The sequence below is a fragment of the Bradyrhizobium sp. A5 genome (assembly GCF_042076515.1).
Lineage (GTDB): Bacteria > Pseudomonadota > Alphaproteobacteria > Rhizobiales > Xanthobacteraceae > Bradyrhizobium > Bradyrhizobium cosmicum.
Genome location: NZ_CP148990.1, coordinates 6390001 through 6408630, shown reverse-complemented (window position 1 = coordinate 6408630; position 18630 = coordinate 6390001). Strand labels below are relative to the sequence as shown.

Here is an 18630-nt window from a genome sequence, read left to right as displayed (position 1 = left end):
TGCGGGACCCTGCGAGGCTGATTATACGCTGCCGCCGGCAATGTCGCGCCGGTTGAAGAAGCGAACGTCGATATTGCGGCCCTCCGGCGGCGGCGAGGCGAGACGCGACCGGAAGAAGGCGCGCTCGCCGGGCTGCAGCACGGTCTGCTCCAGCACGGTATTCCAGGCGTAGATCTCGGCGCCCTGCGCGTCGCGCACCGCAAAGCGCAAGCGCGGGATATCGAGCGGCTTCTTGCCCTGGCCGACAATGACGCCCTCGATCACCAATACCTGTTTACCCTCCACGGTCTCGCTGGAGAGCTTGACATCCCTGAAGGCCAGCCCGCGCAGGTTCACCTCAAAACCGACCATCTTGTAGAATGCCGCCGTCTGCGGCAGCAGCCGCACCATGTCGCCGCGCCAGATCACCAGCGCCAGCACCAGCGCGCCCATGGCGGCGCAGGCGGCCGGCAAGCCAAGATAGGATTTTCGCGGAGGCGTGGCGGCGACCGGGCGGCTCACCCGCGCCCCGCGGCGGGGGAACAGGCTACGGAACCAGGACTGGTGCCGGGCGCCGGCGACATCTTCCTCGGCGGAACGGGCGGTCGCTGACCACTGGTCCTCAATCTCCTTGGCGTCCTCGGCCGGCCAGTCGCTGGCGATCGACGGACTGTCGACCACAGGCGTATCAGCGGCACCGTCGTCCTCGGCGTAGGAGTTCCACTCTGCGGCGAGGTCGGACTGGTCGTCGCCCCGACTGGCTGCAGCCATGGCCGGGACGGAGGCCTCCTCGATGGCATCCTCGGCATAGGCGACCCAGGTCTCCTTGCAGCGGGAGCAACGGACCGTCCGGCCGTTGGCCCCCAGGCTTCCAAGCTTGATGGCGTAGGATGTCGTACAATGGGGGCAGACGATATGCATGGACACGAGCCTTGATGCACGGACAGGTCTTGACGATGCCCCGGTCCGGGAGAGCCGGGCACTCCAAATGCTACAGGCCGACCGTTAACGAACCGGAAACCATAACGGCCGCACAACCCCTTGATCGCGTGTGGCGGAGCGTCGCGGCGCGGCTGTCGCCACCTCTCGAACGGAGCTGAACTTGGTTCGGTTCGAAAATGTCGGATTGCGTTACGGTCTGGGGCCGGAGATCCTGCGCGACCTCAATTTCCAGATCCCGGCGCATTCGTTCCAGTTCCTCACCGGCCCGTCCGGCGCCGGCAAGACGTCATTGCTGCGCCTGCTGTTTCTGTCGCACCGGCCGACGCGGGGCCTCGTCAATCTGTTCGGCCACGACGTCTCGCAACTCGGCAAGGACGAGATCGCCGACCTGCGCAAGCGCATCGGCATCGTGCTCCAGGATTTCCGCCTGCTCGACCACATGACGACGTATGAGAACGTGGCCCTGCCGTTCCGCGTCATGGGCCGCAGCGAGTCGAGCTATCGCAAGGAAGTCATCGATCTCCTGAAATGGGTCGGGCTTGGCGAGCGCATGGACGCCTTGCCGCCGATCCTGTCGGGCGGCGAGAAGCAGCGTGCGGCGATCGCACGCGCGGTGATCTCGCGGCCGCAGCTCCTGCTCGCGGACGAGCCGACCGGCAGCGTCGATCCGACGCTCGGGCGCCGCCTGCTGCGGCTCTTCATCGAGCTCAACAAGTCCGGCACCGCCGTCATCATCGCCACCCACGACATTGCCCTGATGGACCAGTACGAGGCGCGCCGCTTCGTGCTGCATCAGGGGCGGCTGCACGTCTATGAGTAGGATCGACGAGCGCGGCGTGCTGGTCGACCTCGGACAAGAGCGTCCGCAGCTTCCGGCCAGGGCGCGTAACATGTCGCCGATCGTGCCGCGCGCCTCGATCCAGGGCCGCGCGCTGGTCGCCGTCGTCGCCATCATGACGTTCCTCGCCTCGATGACCACGGGCGCGGTGCTGCTCGTTAGCGCCTCCGCCGCCGAATGGCAGTCGGACGTCGCGAGCGAAATCACCATCCAGGTCCGCCCGCAGTCCGGCCGCGATCTTGATCGCGACACGGCCGCGGTGACTGAGGCGATGCGCGCGCAAGCCGGCATCGTCGAAGTCAAGCCGTTCACCAAGGAAGAGAGCGGCAAGCTGCTCGAGCCCTGGCTCGGCACCGGATTGTCGATGGACGATCTGCCGGTGCCGCGCATGATCATCGCACGCGTGCAGCCGGGCACGGCGCTCGATCTCGGCGCCTTGCGCGCCCGCGTGACCCAGGCGGCCCCAAGCGCCAGCGTCGACGACCACCGCGCCTGGATCGAGCGGATGCGCTCGATGACCAATGCCACGGTGCTCGCGGGTCTCGGCATTCTCGCGCTCGTCATCATCGCCACCATCATCTCGGTCTCGTTCGCGACTCGCGGCGCCATGGCGGCGAACCGCCCGATCGTCGAGGTCCTCCATTTCGTTGGCGCCGGCGACCGCTACATCGCCAACCGCTTTCTGCGTCATTTCCTCCGCCTGGGGCTGGAGGGCGGCCTGATTGGCGGCGGGGCCGCCATGCTGGTGTTCGGCTTCTCCGAGTCGATCGCCGGTTGGTTTTCCGGTACTCCCGTCGGCGACCAGTTCGCCGCGCTGCTCGGCACCTTCTCGCTGCGGCCGTCGGGCTATGCCGTGCTCGCGGTGCAGGCGGTGCTGATCGGCGCCATCACCGCCGTCGCCTCGCGCCAGACACTGTTCGCGACGCTGAATGATGTGGATTGAGGTTTCTTCGCCTCTCCCCGCTTGCGGGGAGAGGCGGAATTCGCGCTGAAAGCGCGGATTCCGGGTGAGGGGGACTCTCCGCGAATCCCACTGCCACCGCCCGGGCGGAGAGCCCCCTCACCCCAACACTCTCCCCGCAAGCGGGGCGAGGGCGCGCATCACCGACGCGGATAGAGTTGTTATCCGTTGCGTTCGCGGAGCCCGACAAACCGGACTCCACTTCGCCTCAAAACGTCCTAAAATCATCCGGGGAAGGGATCACCGACATCACATGACCTCGCCGACCGACGATCGATCGCCGAAATTGCCGCGCGGCTGGCTGCGCGCGGCATTGGTGTCGACGATCGCGCTCGTCTTCGTCGGCGCGGCGGCGGGGTTCATCGCGTTCCTGTCGCAATTGCGCGGCGCCGAGATCGCGCCGGACCGGAAGGCTGACGGCATCGTGGTGCTGACCGGCGGCTCTTCGCGGGTCTCGGATGCGATGGAGCTGCTGGCGGCCGGCTACGGCAAGCGGCTGCTGATCTCCGGCGTGCACCCGACCTCGACGGCAAGCGACATCTCGCGGACGCTGCCGGAGAACCAGTCCTTCATGCATTGCTGCGTCGATCTCGACCGCACCGCGGTCTCGACCCGCGGCAACGCGGCCGAGGCGCGGCGTTGGGCGGATGGGCGCGGCTTCAGGTCGCTGATCGTGGTCACCTCGAACTATCACATGCCGCGCGCGCTGGTGGAATTCTCGCACGCGATGCCGGAGACGATTCTGATCCCGTTCGCGGTGGTCGGTGAGAAATGGCGCGAGGAGCCGTGGTGGACCTCGGCCTCGACGCTGCGGCTGTTGCTGTCCGAATATGTCAAGTACATCGCGGCCGAGCTCAGGGTCCGGCTGGAGGATTTCGGGATTGACCTTTCGCCCGAGATGTCGGAGCAGCCTCCCGGGCTGCAGCCGAAGCGGCCTGCCACCGCACAGGCCAATTGACCGGCAATTAATCGGCAAATTAATCGGATCGTCGATGTTCTTGATTTTCTTGCGCTCGCTGGTGTTCAACGTCCTGTTCTACACAGTGCTGGTGTGCCTCGCGATCGTGGCGCTACCGACCTTCGCATTGCCGCCGCGCGCCATGCTGACGGTCGCGAGATGGTGGGCGACGGCGACGCTGTTCTTGATGCGGGTGGTTTGCAACATCAAGGTGGAATTCCGCGGCCAGGAGAAGATCCCGCAGGGACCACTGGTGATCGTGGCGAAGCATCAATCGTTCTGGGAGACCTTCGTGCTGCCGGGCTTCTTCAATCGCCCGATCTTCATCCTCAAGCGCCAGCTCATGCAGATCCCGGTGTTCGGTCAGTTCCTGGTCAAGACCGGGATGATCGCGATCGACCGCAAGGCCGGCGTGAAGGCGCTGCTCGACATGACGCGCCGGGCGCGCGATGCGGTGCGCGGCGGCGGGCAGCTCGTGATCTTTCCGGAAGGCACGCGCCGGGCCCCGGGCGCTCCGCCCGACTACAAAACCGGCTTTGCGCAGATCTATTCATCCTGCGGCGTGCAGTGCCTGCCGATCGCGCTCAATTCCGGCCTGTTCTGGCCGCGCCGCACCTTCATGCGCTATCCCGGCACGCTGGTGGTGGAGTTCCTCGATCCGCTGCCATCGGGCCTGCCGAAGGACGAGTTTCTCTTCCGCGTGCAAGCCGCGATCGAAGACGCGACCGGACGTCTCGTCGAAGCGGGTCGCAGGGAGCAGGAGCAGCTCATCGGCGCATCGCCGAGCTACGCGCCGTCGGAGAGCTAGAGCGGTTCATCGATTGATTGAATCGGGAGGGATTCCGTCGGGCGGCGGTTTGTGATTCAAGATGCTGGCTGGATCGGAGGCCAGCATCAGATGGTCCGACCTCTTTCGAATGATCTTCGTGAACGAGCCGTGAAGGCGGTGGAATCCGGCGAGAGTTGCCATGCTGTGGCGGCCCGGTTCGATGTTGCAGTGTCGTCCGTCGTGAAGTGGAGGCAGCGCTATCGCGCGACGGGTTCGGTGGCGCCGGGCAAGATGGGCGGTCACCGTAAGCCGGTTCTGGGGCCGCATCGAGCGTTCATCGTGGAGCGGATCAGGCAGACGCCACATCTAACGCTGCACGGGCTGAAGGACGAGCTTGCCGCGCGAGGCGTGAAAGTCTCACACCATGCGGTATGGACCTTCCTGCGACGCGAAGGTCTCAGCTTCAAAAAAAACACTGTTCGCCCTTGAGCAGGGTCGCGCCGACGTCGCGCGGCGGCGGCAGCGCTGGCGCAGCTTGCAGGATCGCCTCGATCCAAGCCGCCTGGTGTTCATCGACGAGACCTGGATCAAGACCAACATGGCCCCGTTGCGCGGCTGGGGATCCAAGGGCGAGCGGTTGCGCGGCTTTGCGCCGCACGGTCACTGGCGAACCCTGACCTTCCTCGGTGCCCTACGCTCTGACCAGCTCACTGCGCCTTGCGTGTTCGACGGACCGATCAACGGCGAAAGCTTCCGCGCCTATGTCGAACAGCAACTCGTCAAAGTGCTCAAACCGGGCGACATCGTCGTCATGGATAATCTCGGTAGCCACAAGTCCCCGACCGTCCGGCAGATGATCCGGAAAGCCGGCGCAAGACTGTGGTACCTGCCGCCGTACTCACCCGACCTCAACCCGATCGAGCAAGTCTTCGCCAAGATCAAGCACTGGATGCGCATCGCACAGAAGCGCACGATCGACGACGCCTGCGACCACATCGGCAACCTCGTCAGAAGCGTTCTGCCCAGCGAATGCAGCAACTACTTCGTTAATGCCGGATACGCTTCTATCAAAAAATGAAACGCTCTAACGGTTCTCTCGATCTTCCGCGGCAGCGGGGGCGCGCGAGGAATGCGCCTCCCCATGCAGCATCAATGCGAGCTGATGCAATTGCATATCGCGAAAACCTTCGGCCTCGATCGCCTTCACCGTCGAGGTGACATAGTCGCGGTTGGCGCCGGACTGGCCGTGGCCCTGGAGCACGTGGCGATGCTGATCGGCGAGCGACAGGCGGCCGGCATATTGCACATGGCCGCGGTCGACGACGTAGGTGAGCGCGGAGACGCGCTGCCGCGCATCTCCCTCCAGCCACACCGAGCGGATCACTTCGCGATAGACCGAGGTGACCTGCTCGCGCTCGCGCAGATAGGCGACGACGTCGGCGCGCTTTTTCTCCGCGACACGGAAGGCGATGCCGCGGCAGGCGCCGCCGCGGTCGAGCCCGAGCACCAGCCCCGGCTTTTCCGGCGTGCCGCGATGCACGAAGGAATAGACGCAGAGCGCGCGATGTTCGCCGACCAGCCGCGCCGGGACGCGTTCCTCGAATTCGAAGCCCGGCCGCCACATCAACGAGCCGTAACCGAACACCCAGAGGTCGCCCTTGGCTGTGCTGACGGAGGGGAGGGTGATTTCCGACATTTCGGGCACGGCTACCAGAAGCGCGCCCCCAAGCGAAGCGAATTCTCCGCCTTTCGTCCCAGCCGAACCTCGCTTACATTTGCCATCATCTGGGGTCAAAGGGTCGCCGCATGTCCGATATGACCGTTGCCGCAGGCCGGCGCTCCCGCCGGGGCCTTTTCATCGCACCCGTTCTCCTCCTGATCCTCGCGGTCGCGTGGAGCTGCTTCTGGTTCTATGCCGCATCGCAGGCCGAGGTGGCGGCAGATGCCTGGCGCGCGCAGGAGGCTAAAGCCGGCCGCATCTATGATTGCGCCAAGCGCTCGATCGCGGGCTTCCCCTTCCGCTTCGAGGTCCAGTGCTCCGGCGCCAGCGTCGCGCTGGTGTCGCAGAACGCGAGCAAGACGCCGTTCACGGCGAGGCTCGACAACATCCTGGTCGTCGCCCAGGTCTACGATCCCAAGCTCGTCATTGCCGAGTTCTCCGCGCCGGCGACGCTGACTGACGGCGTTACCCAGAACACCTTCGTGGTGAACTGGAGCAAGGGTCGCAGCAGCGTGGTCGGCCTGCCGGCGATCCCGGACCGCGCCTCCATCGTGTTCGACGATCCCACCATCAACCGTCTCGACGGCACCGTGCAGGTGCCGCTCGCGCGCGCCAGGCAGGTCGAGCTGCACGGACGTCTCGCGGACGGATCGCCGGCCGATCATCCCGTGATCGAGACCGTGGCCCACATCGCGCAGGGCAGCATCCAGGGTATTCATCCCTTGCTGGCCGAGCCGTTCGAGGCCGACACGCGCGCGAAGATCACCGGCCTCTCCGACTTTACGCCAAAGCCTTGGCCGCAGCGCTTCCGCGAGATCCAGGCCGCCGGCGGCCATATCGAGATCGTGCAGTCGCGCATCCAGCAGGGCGAGATGATCGCGATCGCGGCCGGCACGCTCGGACTCTCGGCCAATGGCCGACTCGACGGCGAGCTGCAGATGACGGTGACCGGCCTCGAGCGCGTGATTCCGGCGCTCGGCATCGAGAAGATGCTGGAAGAGGGCGTGCCGCAGGCAACGCTCGACCGCGTCGCGCCTGGCGTGAAGTCGCAGGACCTCAACAATCTCTTCGGCGCGCTCGACCGCGCCGTGCCCGGCCTCGGCAAGGTCATCAAGCAGAACGCCAATGCCGGACTTGCTGCCGGCATCAATTCGATCGGCACCGAGAGCACGCTGGAAGGCAAGAAGGCCCGCAGCTTCCCGCTGAAATTCGTCGACGGCGCCGTGCTGCTCGGCCTGGTCAAGGTCGGCCAGATCCCGCCGCTCTATTAGGGGCGGCTCGGCCCGCCACACGCTCCAACGAGGAGCGCTACGGCTTCTTCAACGCCGCAAGCGGCCGGCCGAAATCAGGCGCGGCCGAATCCTGGCCGATCTCGACGATGCCGCGGCGGATCGCGCGGGTGCGGGTGAAGTGGTCGAACAGCGCCTCGCCGTCGCCGCGGCGGATGGCGCGGGTGAGCTTTGCCAGATCCTCGGTGAAAGTGCCGAGCATCTCCAGCACGGCCTCCTTGTTGGCGAGGAAGACGTCGCGCCACATCGTCGGATCGGAGGCCGCGATGCGGGTGAAGTCCCGAAAGCCGCCGGCGGAGAACTTGATGACCTCGGACTCCGTCACCTGCGCCAGTTCGTCGGCGGTGCCGACGATGGTGTAGGCGATCAGATGCGGCAGATGGCTGGTGATCGCGAGCACGAGATCATGATGATCCGGGCTCATCACCTCGACCTTGGCGCCCATCGCGGCCCAGAACGCGCGCAGGCGATCGGTGGCTGCCGCGTCGACGCCTTCCGGCGGCGTCAGGATGCACCAGCGATTGATGAAGAGCTCGGCGAAGCCGGAATCCGGCCCCGAATGTTCAGTGCCCGCGACCGGATGGGCCGGCACGAAATGAACGCTCTTCGGCAGATGCGGCGCCATGTCCCTGACGATCGCGCCCTTGACCGAGCCGACGTCGGAGACGATCGCGCCCGGCTTGAGATAATCAGCGATCTCCTGCGCCACCGGCCCGCAGGCACCGACGGGAATGCAGAGGATGACGAGATCGGCGTCCTTCACGGCTTCCGCATTGGTCGCCACGACCTGGTCGACGATGCCGAGCTCGAGCACCCGCGCGCGCGTCTTCTCCGAGCGCGCGGTGGTGACGATCTCGGAGGCCAGGCCCTGGAGCTTCGCAGCGCGCGCGATCGAGCCGCCGATCAGGCCGAAGCCGATCAGCGCGACGCGCTGGAAGTGCGGCTGAACGCTCATTTGCCGGCCATGAAATCGCGCAGGCCGTCGACGACGAGGCGATTGGCCTCTTCGGTGCCGATGGTCATGCGCAGCGCATGATGCAGACCGTAATTCTTCAACCCGCGCAGCACGAGGCCCCGCTTGGTGAGATACGCGTCGGCGTCGTCCGAGGTCTTGCCCTTGTCGGCCGGAAAGTGGATCAGCACGAAATTCGCGACGCCCGGCGTCACCTTCAGCCCGAGCTTGCCGATCTCCTCGGCCAGCCAGTTGCGCCAGGTCTCGGTGAACTGCTTCGACATCGCCTGGTGCGCGGTGTCCTCGATCGCGGCGACGGCTGCGTACATCGCCGGGGTCGACACGTTGAACGGACCGCGGATGCGGTTGACCGCGTCGATGATGTGCTCGGGGCCGAACATCCAGCCGATGCGCAGCGCCGCAAGGCCATGAATCTTGGAGAAAGTGTGCGTCACCACGGTGTTCTCGGTGGTGGCGACGAGCTCGATCCCCATCTCGTAATCGTTACGCGAGACGTAGTCGGAATAGGCGGCGTCCAGCACCAGCAGCACATGCGAGGGCAGGCCGGCGCGCAGGCGCTTGACCTCGTCGAACGGAATATAGGTCCCGGTCGGATTGTTCGGGTTGGCGAGCCAGACCAGCTTTGTCTTCGGCGTCACCGCCTTGAGGATGGCGTCGACGTCGGTGGTGAGGTTCTTCTCGGCTGCGACCACGTTCTTCGCACCGACCGCCATGGTTGCGATCGGATAGACCAGGAAGCCGTGCGTGGTGGAGATCGCCTCGTCGCCATGGCTGAGATAGGTGTGGGCGAGCAGGTTGAGGATCTCGTCCGAGCCGGCGCCGCAGATGATGCGGTTGGGATCGAGGCCGAAGCTGCGGCCGATGGCTTCACGCAGCACGCGCGAGGTGCCTTCCGGATAATCCTCCAGATGATCCGCTACGCTCTTGAAGGCCTCGATCGCCTTCGGCGAGGGCCCGAACGGCGTCTCGTTGGCCGAGAGCTTGAACACCTTGCGGCCCGGCTCGGCGACCGGGCTCTTGCCGGGCGTGTAGGGCGCAATATCGAGAATGCCGGGATTCGGCACGGGGCGTGACATCTTCAACTCCGGATAGGCTAAGGCGGTTCGCGATTTACGATTTCGGCCCGGTCGGGGGCACCGTATAGCGCGTTGCGTGGCTGCCGACGAGGGCCGTGGACCGCACCGAGGCCCCCGCTTCGATCAGGGCAGCCTTGATTTTGTCGATGCTGGTCGCGCTCGTGACCGAGACCAGCAGCGCCGCGCCGTCGAAGGCGGTATCGGGCACGCCACGATCTCGGCGAGCGGTGACAGCGCGCGCGCAACGTCGGCGTTCCACCCGGACACGCGCACGCTGAAGGTCTCGACCTCCGTCACCAGGGCGCTGTCGGCGACGCGCGAGATGGCGAACACCGGCAGCGCTGCCGGATGGTCGGCGCGCTCGACGAAGGGCAGCCGCGCGATGATCTTTGGCGCACCCGCTGCTTCCAGCTCCAGCCACCACGGCGTGCGGCTCGAGGTCGCCGAGACCAGCGCCAGATCGCCCTTGGATTTCGCCACCGCCTCGACCGCCGCCTGCGCACTGAAATGCGCGACGTAGGGCACCGTGAAGCCGAAATGGAAACGCGCGGAATCGCGCATGGCGGGCTCGCTCACCGAGATGTCGGCATGCACGGAGAACGGCGCCTGGACATAGGTGAAGGTCGAGATGATGACGCGCCAGATGCTCTCGACCGTGTCGAGCGGCAGGATGCCGCGATGACGCTGCACGAGGTCGCGCATCATCGCGGCCTCGCGTGCCGGGCGGAATGCCGAGCCGACCTCCTGGGTCTGCTTCACCTGAATCAGGCGGTCGATGATGTCGCCGCGCTGCATCAGCAGGCGGTGCATGCCCTCGTCGATCGCGTCGATCTCCTTGCGCAATTCCTGGAGCGATGGTGGCGCGGGCGGACGTTGGGACATATCTGGCAAGGGAGTGTTGAGAGGCGTTCCAATGCGGGCCGGCCAAGTTGACTGATATGGTCGGGCCCGCTGCTGTCGAGGTCCTGATTAGGCAGTCGGAGCCGCGAAAGCAAAGAGAAATGCAAAAGGAAATTGGCCCTGCTCCGCGGCCCGGTGAAGGGCTATTTTGGTTAATCCGGACCGCGACTTGACGAAAACCGCCCAAGACAGTAGTTTTTGCTTGTTCCGTGGTCATTTGAGCCGGCCGGCTTGCAGCCACGTTAAAAAACTCGCTAAACAGGCCGGGGACGCTTCCGATCCCGGCCGAACCTATCGTTCAGGCCGGGTTTTTCATGGCCTGAATCCAGCGCCGGCTTGGCAGCCGGTCGCAAACGAGGTCGATGATGGTTGGCGTCAAGTCGATTCCGAGTCCCGCGATCAGTGCCGACGACCGGTCGCATGAGGTGGATCATCCGAGTTCGCAGCTTGCGCAGTTCGGCGGGGACCAGCCGCTGCGGCTCGATTGCGGCGTCGATCTCACCCCGTTCCAGATCGCCTACCAGACCTACGGCGAGCTCAACGCCGATCGCTCCAACGCGGTTCTGATCTGCCATGCGCTGACCGGCGACCAGCATGTCGCCAATTTGCATCCCGTCACCGGCAAGCCAGGCTGGTGGGAGACCCTGGTCGGCCCCGGCCGGCCGCTCGATCCCAGCCGCTACTTCATCATCTGCTCCAACGTGATCGGCGGCTGCATGGGCTCGACCGGGCCGGCCTCGATCAATCCCGCCACCGGCAAGGTGTGGGGGCTGGATTTCCCCGTCATCACCATTCCCGACATGGTGCGCGCGCAGGCGATGCTGATCGACCGGCTCGGCATCGATACGCTGTTCGCCGTCGTGGGCGGCTCGATGGGCGGGATGCAGGTGCTGCAATGGACCGCGGCCTATCCCAGGCGCGTGTATTCCGCGCTGGCGATCGCCTGCGCGACGCGGCACTCGGCGCAGAACATTGCCTTCCACGAACTCGGCCGCCAGGCCGTGATGGCCGATCCCGACTGGCACAATGGCGGCTACGCCGATCACGGCATCCATCCGCATCGCGGGCTTGCGGTGGCGCGCATGGCCGCGCACATCACCTATCTCTCGGACGCGGCGCTGCATCGCAAGTTCGGCCGCCGCATGCAGGACCGCGAGCTGCCGACCTTCTCGTTCGATGCCGACTTCCAGGTCGAAAGCTATCTACGCTACCAGGGCTCGTCCTTCGTCGAGCGGTTCGATGCCAATTCCTATCTCTATCTGACGCGCGCGATGGACTATTTCGATATCGCCGGCGATCACGGCGGCGTGCTGGCGAAAGCGTTTGCCGGCATCCAGACGCGCTTCTGCGTCGTCTCCTTCACCAGCGACTGGCTGTTCCCGACCTCGGAATCGCGCGCGCTGGTGCATGCGCTGAATGCGTCGAGCGCGCGGGTGTCGTTCGCCGAGATCGAAACCGATCGCGGCCATGACGCCTTCCTGCTCGACGTGCCCGAATTCCTCGACATTTCCCGCGCCTTCCTGCAATCGGCCGGCAAGGCGCGCGGGCTCACCGGCAAGGAGGGCTAGCGATGTCCGTACAGGAAGTGCTGCCCCTGGACGGCCTCACCACGGAGCGGCGCGGCCAGTTTCGCGCCGATCATCTGCTGGTTGCCGGAATGGTCAAGCCGGGCTCGAAAGTACTCGATGTCGGCTGCGGCGAGGGCGACCTGCTCCAGCTGCTGGAGACCCGCGGCATCGACGGCCGCGGCATCGAATTGTCGCGCGAGGGCGTCAACCGCTGCGTCGCCAAGGGGCTCGCGGTGGTGCAGGGCGATGCCGACACCGACCTCGTCAACTATCCCGACGACGCCTTCGACTACGTGATCCTGTCGCAGACGCTGCAGGCGACACGGCAGCCCAAGGTGGTGCTGGAAAATCTACTGCGCATCGGTCGCCGCGCCATCGTCTCGTTCCCGAATTTCGGTTTCTGGCGGATGCGGCTCCAGCTCCTGGTGGGCGGCCACATGCCGCGCACCGAGAATCTGCCGGCAAGCTGGTACGACACCGCCAACATCCATTTCTGTACCATCAAGGATTTCGTCGAGCTCTGCGATGCGATCGGTGTCAAGATGGAGCGCGCCGAGGCGCTCGATCTCTACGGCCGCCCGCTGCGGCTGCGGATGCCGTGGTGGGTGTGGAACCTGTTCGGCGAGCAGGGCGTGTTCCTGCTGACGCGCGGGCAAGGGAAGTAGCTCGTCTGTCATTCCGGGGCGCACGAAGCGCATCCCGGAATGACGGGCTTAACCGACCGCCAGCGACCTCGGATCGCGCACCGGCCAGCGCCCGGCTTCCACCAGCGTCACGAACCGCTCCACGCTCTCGTTGAACAACGCGGGCTCTTCCAGGTTGAGCACGTGGCCCGACTTCGGAAACATCGCGAGCCCCGCCGCGGGCAGGTGCTTCTTCAGGAACAGGCTCGGCCCGACGCACGGATCGTCCTCGTCACCGCAGATGATCAGAGCGGGCGTGAACGCCTTCTTGATTGCGTCGGTCATCGCAAAGATCGACGGACGGCCGCCCTGGAAGCCGCGCATCGTGTTCGCCGAACCCTTCGCGTCATGTCGCGCCAGCGCGGCGTAGAAATCAGCGTGGCCGCGTGGGTCCTTGACCAGGAAGGGAATCCGGCTCGGCGCCTCCCGCGTGACTTTTGCCACTTCCGCCGAGCCTGATGTCTCGAACTGCTCGGCATTGGCGCGGCACTGCCTGCGCCAGGCGTCGAGGTTTTCGATCTCCGAGCCGGAGCCGACGCCAGCCAGCGTCATCGACAGCGCGCGCTGCGGTGCGTTCAGTCCGATCTGGAGCGACGAATAGGCGCCCATCGAGAGGCCAACGAGATGCGCGCGTTCGATCTCGAGGTGATCGAGCACGGCGAGCGCGTCGGTGTAGAAATGCTGATAGCTGTAGACTTCACCATCAGGCACATCCGACGGCGTGTAACCGCGCGCCGAATAGGTGATGCAACGGTGGCCGCGCGAGAAATAGCGCATCTGCGGCTCCCAATTGGTGTAGTCGGCCGCGAACTCGTGCAAAAAAATAATCGGCGTTCCCTGACCCGCCTCCTCGAAATAGATGCGGACGTCGTCCCTGGTCGTGGCGTGGGGCATTAACCGTTTCCCTCTCTTCAAGCCGCCTTTGCAGGATCGCAGTTAATGCTGTTGTCCGCAATGCGGCAGCATTAATCATCGCAGCCATTCGCGGCGCCGCGTCTTTTTCTCGCCACATCGGGCGGCTTAACGGCCAGACGGATGTCGGCCGTGCACGGGCCGATCGGGAACTGGGGGTGTCAACGAAGGATGAAGAATGTTCGAGTTGTTTGCGTCTCGCCTGTCGCGTTGTGTTGTCGCGCTGGCGCTCTTCTTCGCGGCGGTCGCCGCGTTTTCCTCTCCGGCCTCGGCTCGGCCGCATCATCGTCATAGCGCAGAGCGGCACGCTCACGTGCATCACGCCAGATATCATCATTATCGCCACCATGCCCGCAGCTCGCGCTTCGAGCGCAGCGCGGCGCAGCTGCAGGCGAGCGGCTTCGCGGACACCCAGGCCAGCTACAATCCGAACGCCAACAGCGGCATGGCTGCAAGCGGCGGCTTCGGCGGCGGATCTGGCCTCGTGTCCGAGGCACGCCGCTATGTCGGCGGCAATCCGACCGGGCGCGGCAGCCTGTGGTGCGCGCGCTTCATGAACATGGTGCTCGAGAAAACCGGCCACCATGGCACCGGATCGGACATGGCGAATTCGTTCGCGCGTTACGGCACGCGTGTCTCCGGCCCGCAGGTCGGCGCCATCGCGGTGATGTCGCGCGGCCGCCGCGGCGGTCATGTCGGCATCATCACCGGCGTCGACGCGCAGGGCAATCCGATCATGATTTCCGGCAACAACGGCAATCGCGTTCGCGAGGCGCCTGTCTCGCGTGGCCGGATCTATGCGTATGTGATGCCGAACTGAGACGGAGCCGTAACGACGGTCTCGTAGGGTAGGCAAAACGAAGTGTGCCCACCAGTTCTCTCCGCTCGGCGAGATGGTGGGCACGGCGCAAGAGCGCCTTTGCCCACCCTACGGCAGCGGTGCCAGCTCAAACCAATCTCGGTTCTTCCACCGCCACCGCATCCCCCAAGCCGATCTCGCCATCGGCGATCACCTCGGCATAGATGCCGCAATCCATGTGGCCGAGATTGCGCGAGAGCGTCGGCGGAATCTCGAGATCGCGCACGGCGGTCTCGGGATCGACGTTGACGGCCGGGCAGCGGACGATACGCTTGACCACTTTCAGCCGGGCCTGGCCGATTGCAAGCGTCTGGTCGACGAGGTCGAGCTCTGACCAGGCCGGCCAGCCCTTCACGTAGAGATTGCCGCGGAAGCGCAGCGGATGCACGGCGGCGCCGAGCATGGTCTCGATGGCGCGGACGCTGCCGAGATTGATGATGGACACGACCTTGCGGGCGACGTCGGAAAAACTGTGGTCGCGTCCTGACAGGATTTTTGGCGGCCCCTTCAGCTCCGGCTGAAAATTCTCGCGGAAGTACTCCTCGATGGCGGCGCGCCCGGCTTCGGTCTCCAGATCGCCGCTGGCGACGATCTGGCCGTCCCTGCGGATGGTCAGGCGGTTGGTCGCGTCCTCGAACCGGCTGTCAAGGGACGCCAGCCGCTCATTGCGCGCCAGCATCAGGAACTGGATTTTCGGCTTCCACTGGGGCTGTTCGGGATCGAACCCGCTCGGGCCGTTCTCGATGGCGTAGCGGCGGTCGGCGGGCAAGGTCTGGCCGGCCCGCAACAGGACGCGGGGCAGAGGCTCCGGCGTCAGACCCTTGATCGGGTAGCGGTAAAGGCTGGCGATTTCGGCGGTCTGTCTGGCTGTCATGACGCTACTTAGGGGATTCGCGCCGGTGGCGCCAAGCACGCGAATCCGCGCACGAAATTGTGAACTCGCCTCTTCCGATCCAAGGACACGCTTCCCACATTTGGGTCAGGTCGACGCCAGTGCCGGCTGATAACGACCGCTGCCGGTTGACCAACGTCAATATGGCCGGCGGAAACCCAGTGAAGATGCCGTTTGGGGTGCCTTAGAGGGCTCCAGGGGCAGGCCGAGGGAAAGACAACGAAATGAACATCGACAAATATACCGAACGTTCCAGGGGCTTCATCCAGTCCGCGCAGTCGCTTGCGGTGCGCGAGGGGCATCAGCAGTTTTCGACCCTTCACGTCCTGAAGGTGCTGCTGGACGACAATGAGGGGCTGGCTGCCGGTCTGATCGACCGCGCCGGCGGTAATTCCCGCGCAATCCTGCAGGCGACCGAGGACGCCCTCGGCAAGGTGCCGAAGGTTTCCGGCGGCGGTGCCGGCCAGATTTACCTCGCGCCCGAGCTCGCCCGTACCTTCGACGCCGCCGAAAAGGCCGGCGAGAAGGCCGGCGACAGCTTTGTCACCGTCGAGCGGCTGCTGCTCGGCCTCACGCTGGAGAAGACCAGCGAAGCCGGCGTAATCCTCAGCAAGGGCGGCGTCACCCCGCAAAATCTCAATGCGGCGATCGAGGCGCTGCGCAAGGGCCGCACCGCGGACTCGGCAACGGCCGAGAACGCCTATGACGCGCTGAAGAAATATGCCCGCGACCTGACCCAGGCTGCGCGCGACGGCAAGCTCGATCCGGTCATCGGCCGCGACGAGGAGATCCGCCGTACGATTCAGGTGCTGTCGCGCCGGACCAAGAACAATCCCGTCCTGATCGGCGAGCCCGGCGTCGGCAAGACCGCCATCGTCGAAGGGCTCGCATTGCGCATCCTGAATGGCGACGTGCCGGAAGGCCTGAAGGACAAGAAGCTGCTGTCGCTCGACATGGGCTCGCTGATCGCGGGCGCCAAATACCGAGGCGAATTCGAGGAGCGGTTGAAAGCCGTTCTGCAGGAGGTCACCTCGGCCGAGGGCTCGATCATCCTGTTCATCGACGAAATGCATACGTTGATCGGGGCCGGCAAGGGCGACGGCGCGATGGACGCGTCGAATTTGCTGAAGCCCGCGCTAGCGCGCGGCGAGCTGCATTGCATCGGTGCGACGACCCTGGATGAGTACCGCAAGCACGTCGAAAAGGACGCCGCGTTGGCGCGCCGGTTTCAGCCGATCTTCGTGCCGGAGCCGACGGTCGAGGACACCATTTCGATCCTGCGCGGACTGAAAGACAAGTACGAACAGCACCACGGCGTGCGGATCACCGATTCCGCATTGGTGGCCGCGACCACGCTGTCGAACCGCTACATCACCGACCGCTTCCTGCCGGACAAGGCCATCGACTTGATGGACGAGGCGGCCGCGCGGCTGAAGATGCAGGTCGATTCCAAGCCGGAAGAGCTCGATTCGATGGATCGGGAAATCATCCGGCTGAAGATCGAGCAGGAAGCCTTGAAGAAGGAGAGCGATGCCGGTTCGAAGAGCCGCCTGCAGACGCTGGAGAAGGAGCTTGCCGAGCTCGAGGAAAAGTCGTCCGCGCTGACGGCACGCTGGAGCGCCGAAAAGAACAAGCTCTCCGACGCCCAGAAGCTGAAGGCGGAGCTCGACGGCTTGCGCGTCGATCTCGCCAACGCCCAGCGCCGCGGTGAATTCCAGAAGGCCGGCGAGCTGGCCTATGGCCGGATCCCGGAGCTGGAGAAGCAGCTTGCGGATATCGAGGCCAAGGAAAATTCCGGCGAGATGATGGAAGAGGCTGTCACCGCCAACCACATCGCGCAGGTGGTCTCGCGCTGGACCGGTGTGCCCGTCGACAAGATGCTGGAGGGCGAGAAGGAGAAGCTCCTGAAGATGGAGGGGCAGCTCGGACAGCGTGTCGTCGGCCAGGCCGAGGCGGTGCGTGCCGTCGCAACCGCCGTGCGCCGCTCCCGAGCAGGCCTGCAGGACCCGAACCGGCCGATGGGCTCGTTCATGTTCCTGGGGCCCACCGGCGTCGGCAAGACCGAGCTGACCAAGGCGCTCGCGGAATATCTATTCAACGACGAGACCGCGATGGTTCGCCTCGACATGTCCGAGTACATGGAGAAGCATTCGGTCTCGCGGCTGATCGGCGCGCCTCCGGGCTATGTCGGTTACGACGAGGGCGGTGCGCTCACCGAAGCGGTGCGGCGCCGGCCCTATCAGGTGGTGCTGTTCGACGAGATCGAGAAGGCGCATCCTGATGTGTTCAACGTCCTGTTGCAGGTGCTCGACGACGGCCGACTGACCGACGGGCAGGGCCGCACCGTGGATTTCCGCAACACGCTGATCATCATGACCTCGAACCTCGGTTCGGAATTCCTGGTGAATCAACCGGAGGGCGAAGACACGTCAGCCGTGCGCGAGCACGTGATGGCGACGGTGCGGACGCATTTCAGGCCGGAATTCCTGAACCGCGTCGACGAGATCATCCTGTTCCATCGCTTGCAGAAGAGCGAGATGGGCCGGATCGTCGAGATCCAGTTCAGCCGGCTCGAGAAGCTTCTGACCGATCGCAAGATCGTGCTGACGCTCGATGGCAAGGCGCGCGACTGGCTCGCCGAGAAGGGCTGGGATCCGGCCTACGGCGCAAGGCCGCTGAAGCGGGTGGTCCAGCGCTACGTCCAGGATCCGCTCGCCGAGATGATCCTGGCGGGCGACATAAAGGACGGAGATGCGGTCGCGATCTCGTCCGAAGGCAACGTGCTGACCTTCAACGGCAAGGCTCCGCAGACCGCGGAAATCGCCCAGTTCGAGGCGCCGGTATCGAAGCGCAAGCTGAACTGATCGCCGCTGCCCGAAAATCACAAAGGCCCCGGAGAGGTTTTCCACTCCGGGGCCTATTCGTTCTGACGTGCTGTCTGTACGTGAGACCTACCGGTTCGTCACCTGCAACGGTCCACCCGTCGCATCTGACATCCTCGCGATGGCGCCGTTGCGGCCGCTCATCATGCCGTCGAGGCGGTCGCGCTCCTTCTCGAAGCCTGCCATCATCGGACCTTCCAGCGAACGGCCGCGCGGCAGCTTCACGCGCATCGGATCGACGAAGCGGCCGTTGACCAGGATTTCGTAATGGACGTGCGGGCCGGTCGACATGCCGCTGGAGCCGACGAAGCCGATGACCTGGCCCTGCCGCACCTTCTTGCCGGGCTCCATGCCCTTGGCGAAAGCCGACATGTGGCCGTAGGCGGTCTCGTAGCCGTTGGAATGCTTGATGCGGATGTATTTGCCGTA

At 65.2% G+C, this 18630-nt stretch carries 17 protein-coding genes, 1 pseudogene and 1 riboswitch (1 of these 19 only partly in view); of the genes and pseudogenes, 10 read left to right on the top strand and 8 right to left on the bottom strand.

The genetic code is table 11. From position 1 onward, the window contains the following. Positions 1-21: 21 nt before the first annotated feature. Positions 22-900 (bottom strand): MJ0042-type zinc finger domain-containing protein, encoded by an 879-nt coding sequence (locus WHZ77_RS30300; protein ID WP_375311288.1) that lies wholly within the window; start codon positions 898-900, stop codon positions 22-24. Positions 901-1081: 181 nt separating this feature from the next. On the opposite strand from WHZ77_RS30300, the gene ftsE reads away from it, so the two are divergent. From ftsE to WHZ77_RS30275, 5 genes are all read left to right on the top strand, one after another. Continuing rightward, positions 1082-1741, top strand: a complete 660-nt coding sequence (gene ftsE / locus WHZ77_RS30295; protein ID WP_015688842.1) for a cell division ATP-binding protein FtsE — start codon at positions 1082-1084, stop codon at positions 1739-1741. Then, positions 1734-2702 carry a cell division protein FtsX gene (locus WHZ77_RS30290; RefSeq protein ID WP_375311287.1) on the top strand — a complete coding sequence of 323 codons (969 nt, stop codon included), beginning with the start codon at positions 1734-1736 and terminating at the stop codon, positions 2700-2702. Before ftsE ends, WHZ77_RS30290 begins: the two co-directional genes overlap by 8 nt. 271 nt (positions 2703-2973) lie before the next feature. After that, positions 2974-3678, top strand: coding sequence for a YdcF family protein (locus WHZ77_RS30285; protein WP_375311286.1), 705 nt, complete (start codon positions 2974-2976; stop codon positions 3676-3678). A gap of 34 nt (positions 3679-3712) precedes the next feature. Then, on the top strand, positions 3713-4486 hold the full coding sequence (locus tag WHZ77_RS30280; RefSeq protein WP_375311285.1) for a lysophospholipid acyltransferase family protein: 774 nt from the start codon (positions 3713-3715) through the stop codon (positions 4484-4486). A gap of 90 nt (positions 4487-4576) precedes the next feature. Then, positions 4577-5525 (top strand): IS630 family transposase gene (locus tag WHZ77_RS30275; RefSeq protein ID WP_375309229.1). Its coding sequence is split into 2 segments (ribosomal slippage): positions 4577-4912 and positions 4914-5525, totalling 948 coding nucleotides; the frame shifts between segments, so codons are not numbered across the junction. A gap of 6 nt (positions 5526-5531) precedes the next feature. Here the strand turns inward: WHZ77_RS30275 and WHZ77_RS30270 are convergent. Further along, positions 5532-6143 carry a gamma-glutamylcyclotransferase gene (locus WHZ77_RS30270; RefSeq protein WP_375311284.1) on the bottom strand — a complete coding sequence of 204 codons (612 nt, stop codon included), beginning with the start codon at positions 6141-6143 and terminating at the stop codon, positions 5532-5534. 110 nt (positions 6144-6253) lie between these two features. Here WHZ77_RS30270 and WHZ77_RS30265 point away from each other — a divergent pair, with 110 nt between their 5' ends. Then, positions 6254-7438 carry a DUF2125 domain-containing protein gene (locus tag WHZ77_RS30265; protein ID WP_375311283.1) on the top strand — a complete coding sequence of 395 codons (1185 nt, stop codon included), beginning with the start codon at positions 6254-6256 and terminating at the stop codon, positions 7436-7438. 37 nt (positions 7439-7475) lie between these two features. Here the strand turns inward: WHZ77_RS30265 and WHZ77_RS30260 are convergent, their stop codons facing one another. The 3 genes and pseudogenes from WHZ77_RS30260 to WHZ77_RS30250 form a co-directional block, all read right to left on the bottom strand. Continuing rightward, on the bottom strand, positions 7476-8411 hold the full coding sequence (locus WHZ77_RS30260; protein WP_375311282.1) for a prephenate/arogenate dehydrogenase family protein: 936 nt from the start codon (positions 8409-8411) through the stop codon (positions 7476-7478). Beyond that, positions 8408-9505 carry a pyridoxal phosphate-dependent aminotransferase gene (locus WHZ77_RS30255; RefSeq protein ID WP_375311281.1) on the bottom strand — a complete coding sequence of 366 codons (1098 nt, stop codon included), beginning with the start codon at positions 9503-9505 and terminating at the stop codon, positions 8408-8410. Before WHZ77_RS30255 ends, WHZ77_RS30260 begins: the two co-directional genes overlap by 4 nt. Positions 9506-9539: 34 nt before the next feature. Then, a pseudogene (locus tag WHZ77_RS30250) lies at positions 9540-10387 on the bottom strand (chorismate mutase). Positions 10388-10604: 217 nt separating this feature from the next. Continuing rightward, positions 10605-10684: riboswitch (SAM riboswitch) on the top strand. 86 nt (positions 10685-10770) lie between these two features. Here WHZ77_RS30250 and WHZ77_RS30245 point away from each other — a divergent pair. Next, positions 10771-11973: a homoserine O-acetyltransferase gene (locus WHZ77_RS30245; RefSeq protein ID WP_375314849.1), complete on the top strand. Its 1203-nt coding sequence runs from the start codon at positions 10771-10773 to the stop codon at positions 11971-11973. Between the two features lie 2 nt (positions 11974-11975). Beyond that, positions 11976-12638, top strand: coding sequence for a methionine biosynthesis protein MetW (metW, locus tag WHZ77_RS30240; protein ID WP_375311280.1), 663 nt, complete (start codon positions 11976-11978; stop codon positions 12636-12638). Positions 12639-12686: 48 nt separating this feature from the next. Here metW and WHZ77_RS30235 read toward each other — a convergent pair whose 3' ends face one another. Continuing rightward, complete coding sequence (locus tag WHZ77_RS30235; protein ID WP_375311279.1) at positions 12687-13550, bottom strand: alpha/beta fold hydrolase; 864 nt, start codon at positions 13548-13550, stop codon at positions 12687-12689. 196 nt (positions 13551-13746) lie between these two features. On the opposite strand from WHZ77_RS30235, the gene WHZ77_RS30230 reads away from it, so the two are divergent. Beyond that, positions 13747-14388 carry a TIGR02594 family protein gene (locus tag WHZ77_RS30230; RefSeq protein WP_375311278.1) on the top strand — a complete coding sequence of 214 codons (642 nt, stop codon included), beginning with the start codon at positions 13747-13749 and terminating at the stop codon, positions 14386-14388. A 127-nt stretch (positions 14389-14515) separates the two neighbouring features. Here WHZ77_RS30230 and WHZ77_RS30225 read toward each other — a convergent pair whose 3' ends face one another. Continuing rightward, entirely contained in the window at positions 14516-15301 is a 786-nt protein-coding gene (locus WHZ77_RS30225; protein ID WP_375314848.1) for an MOSC domain-containing protein, read from the bottom strand. A 242-nt stretch (positions 15302-15543) separates the two neighbouring features. Here WHZ77_RS30225 and clpB point away from each other — a divergent pair, with 242 nt between their 5' ends. Then, entirely contained in the window at positions 15544-18183 is a 2640-nt protein-coding gene (gene clpB / locus WHZ77_RS30220; protein WP_375311277.1) for an ATP-dependent chaperone ClpB, read from the top strand. An 87-nt stretch (positions 18184-18270) separates the two neighbouring features. Here clpB and WHZ77_RS30215 read toward each other — a convergent pair whose 3' ends face one another. After that, a protein-coding gene (locus WHZ77_RS30215) for a peptidoglycan DD-metalloendopeptidase family protein (protein ID WP_375311276.1) crosses the window boundary here: on the bottom strand, positions 18271-18630 show its 3' end. It continues 1719 nt past the right edge of the window; only the last 360 of its 2079 coding nucleotides appear in the window; the start codon falls outside the window, past its right edge; the stop codon is at positions 18271-18273.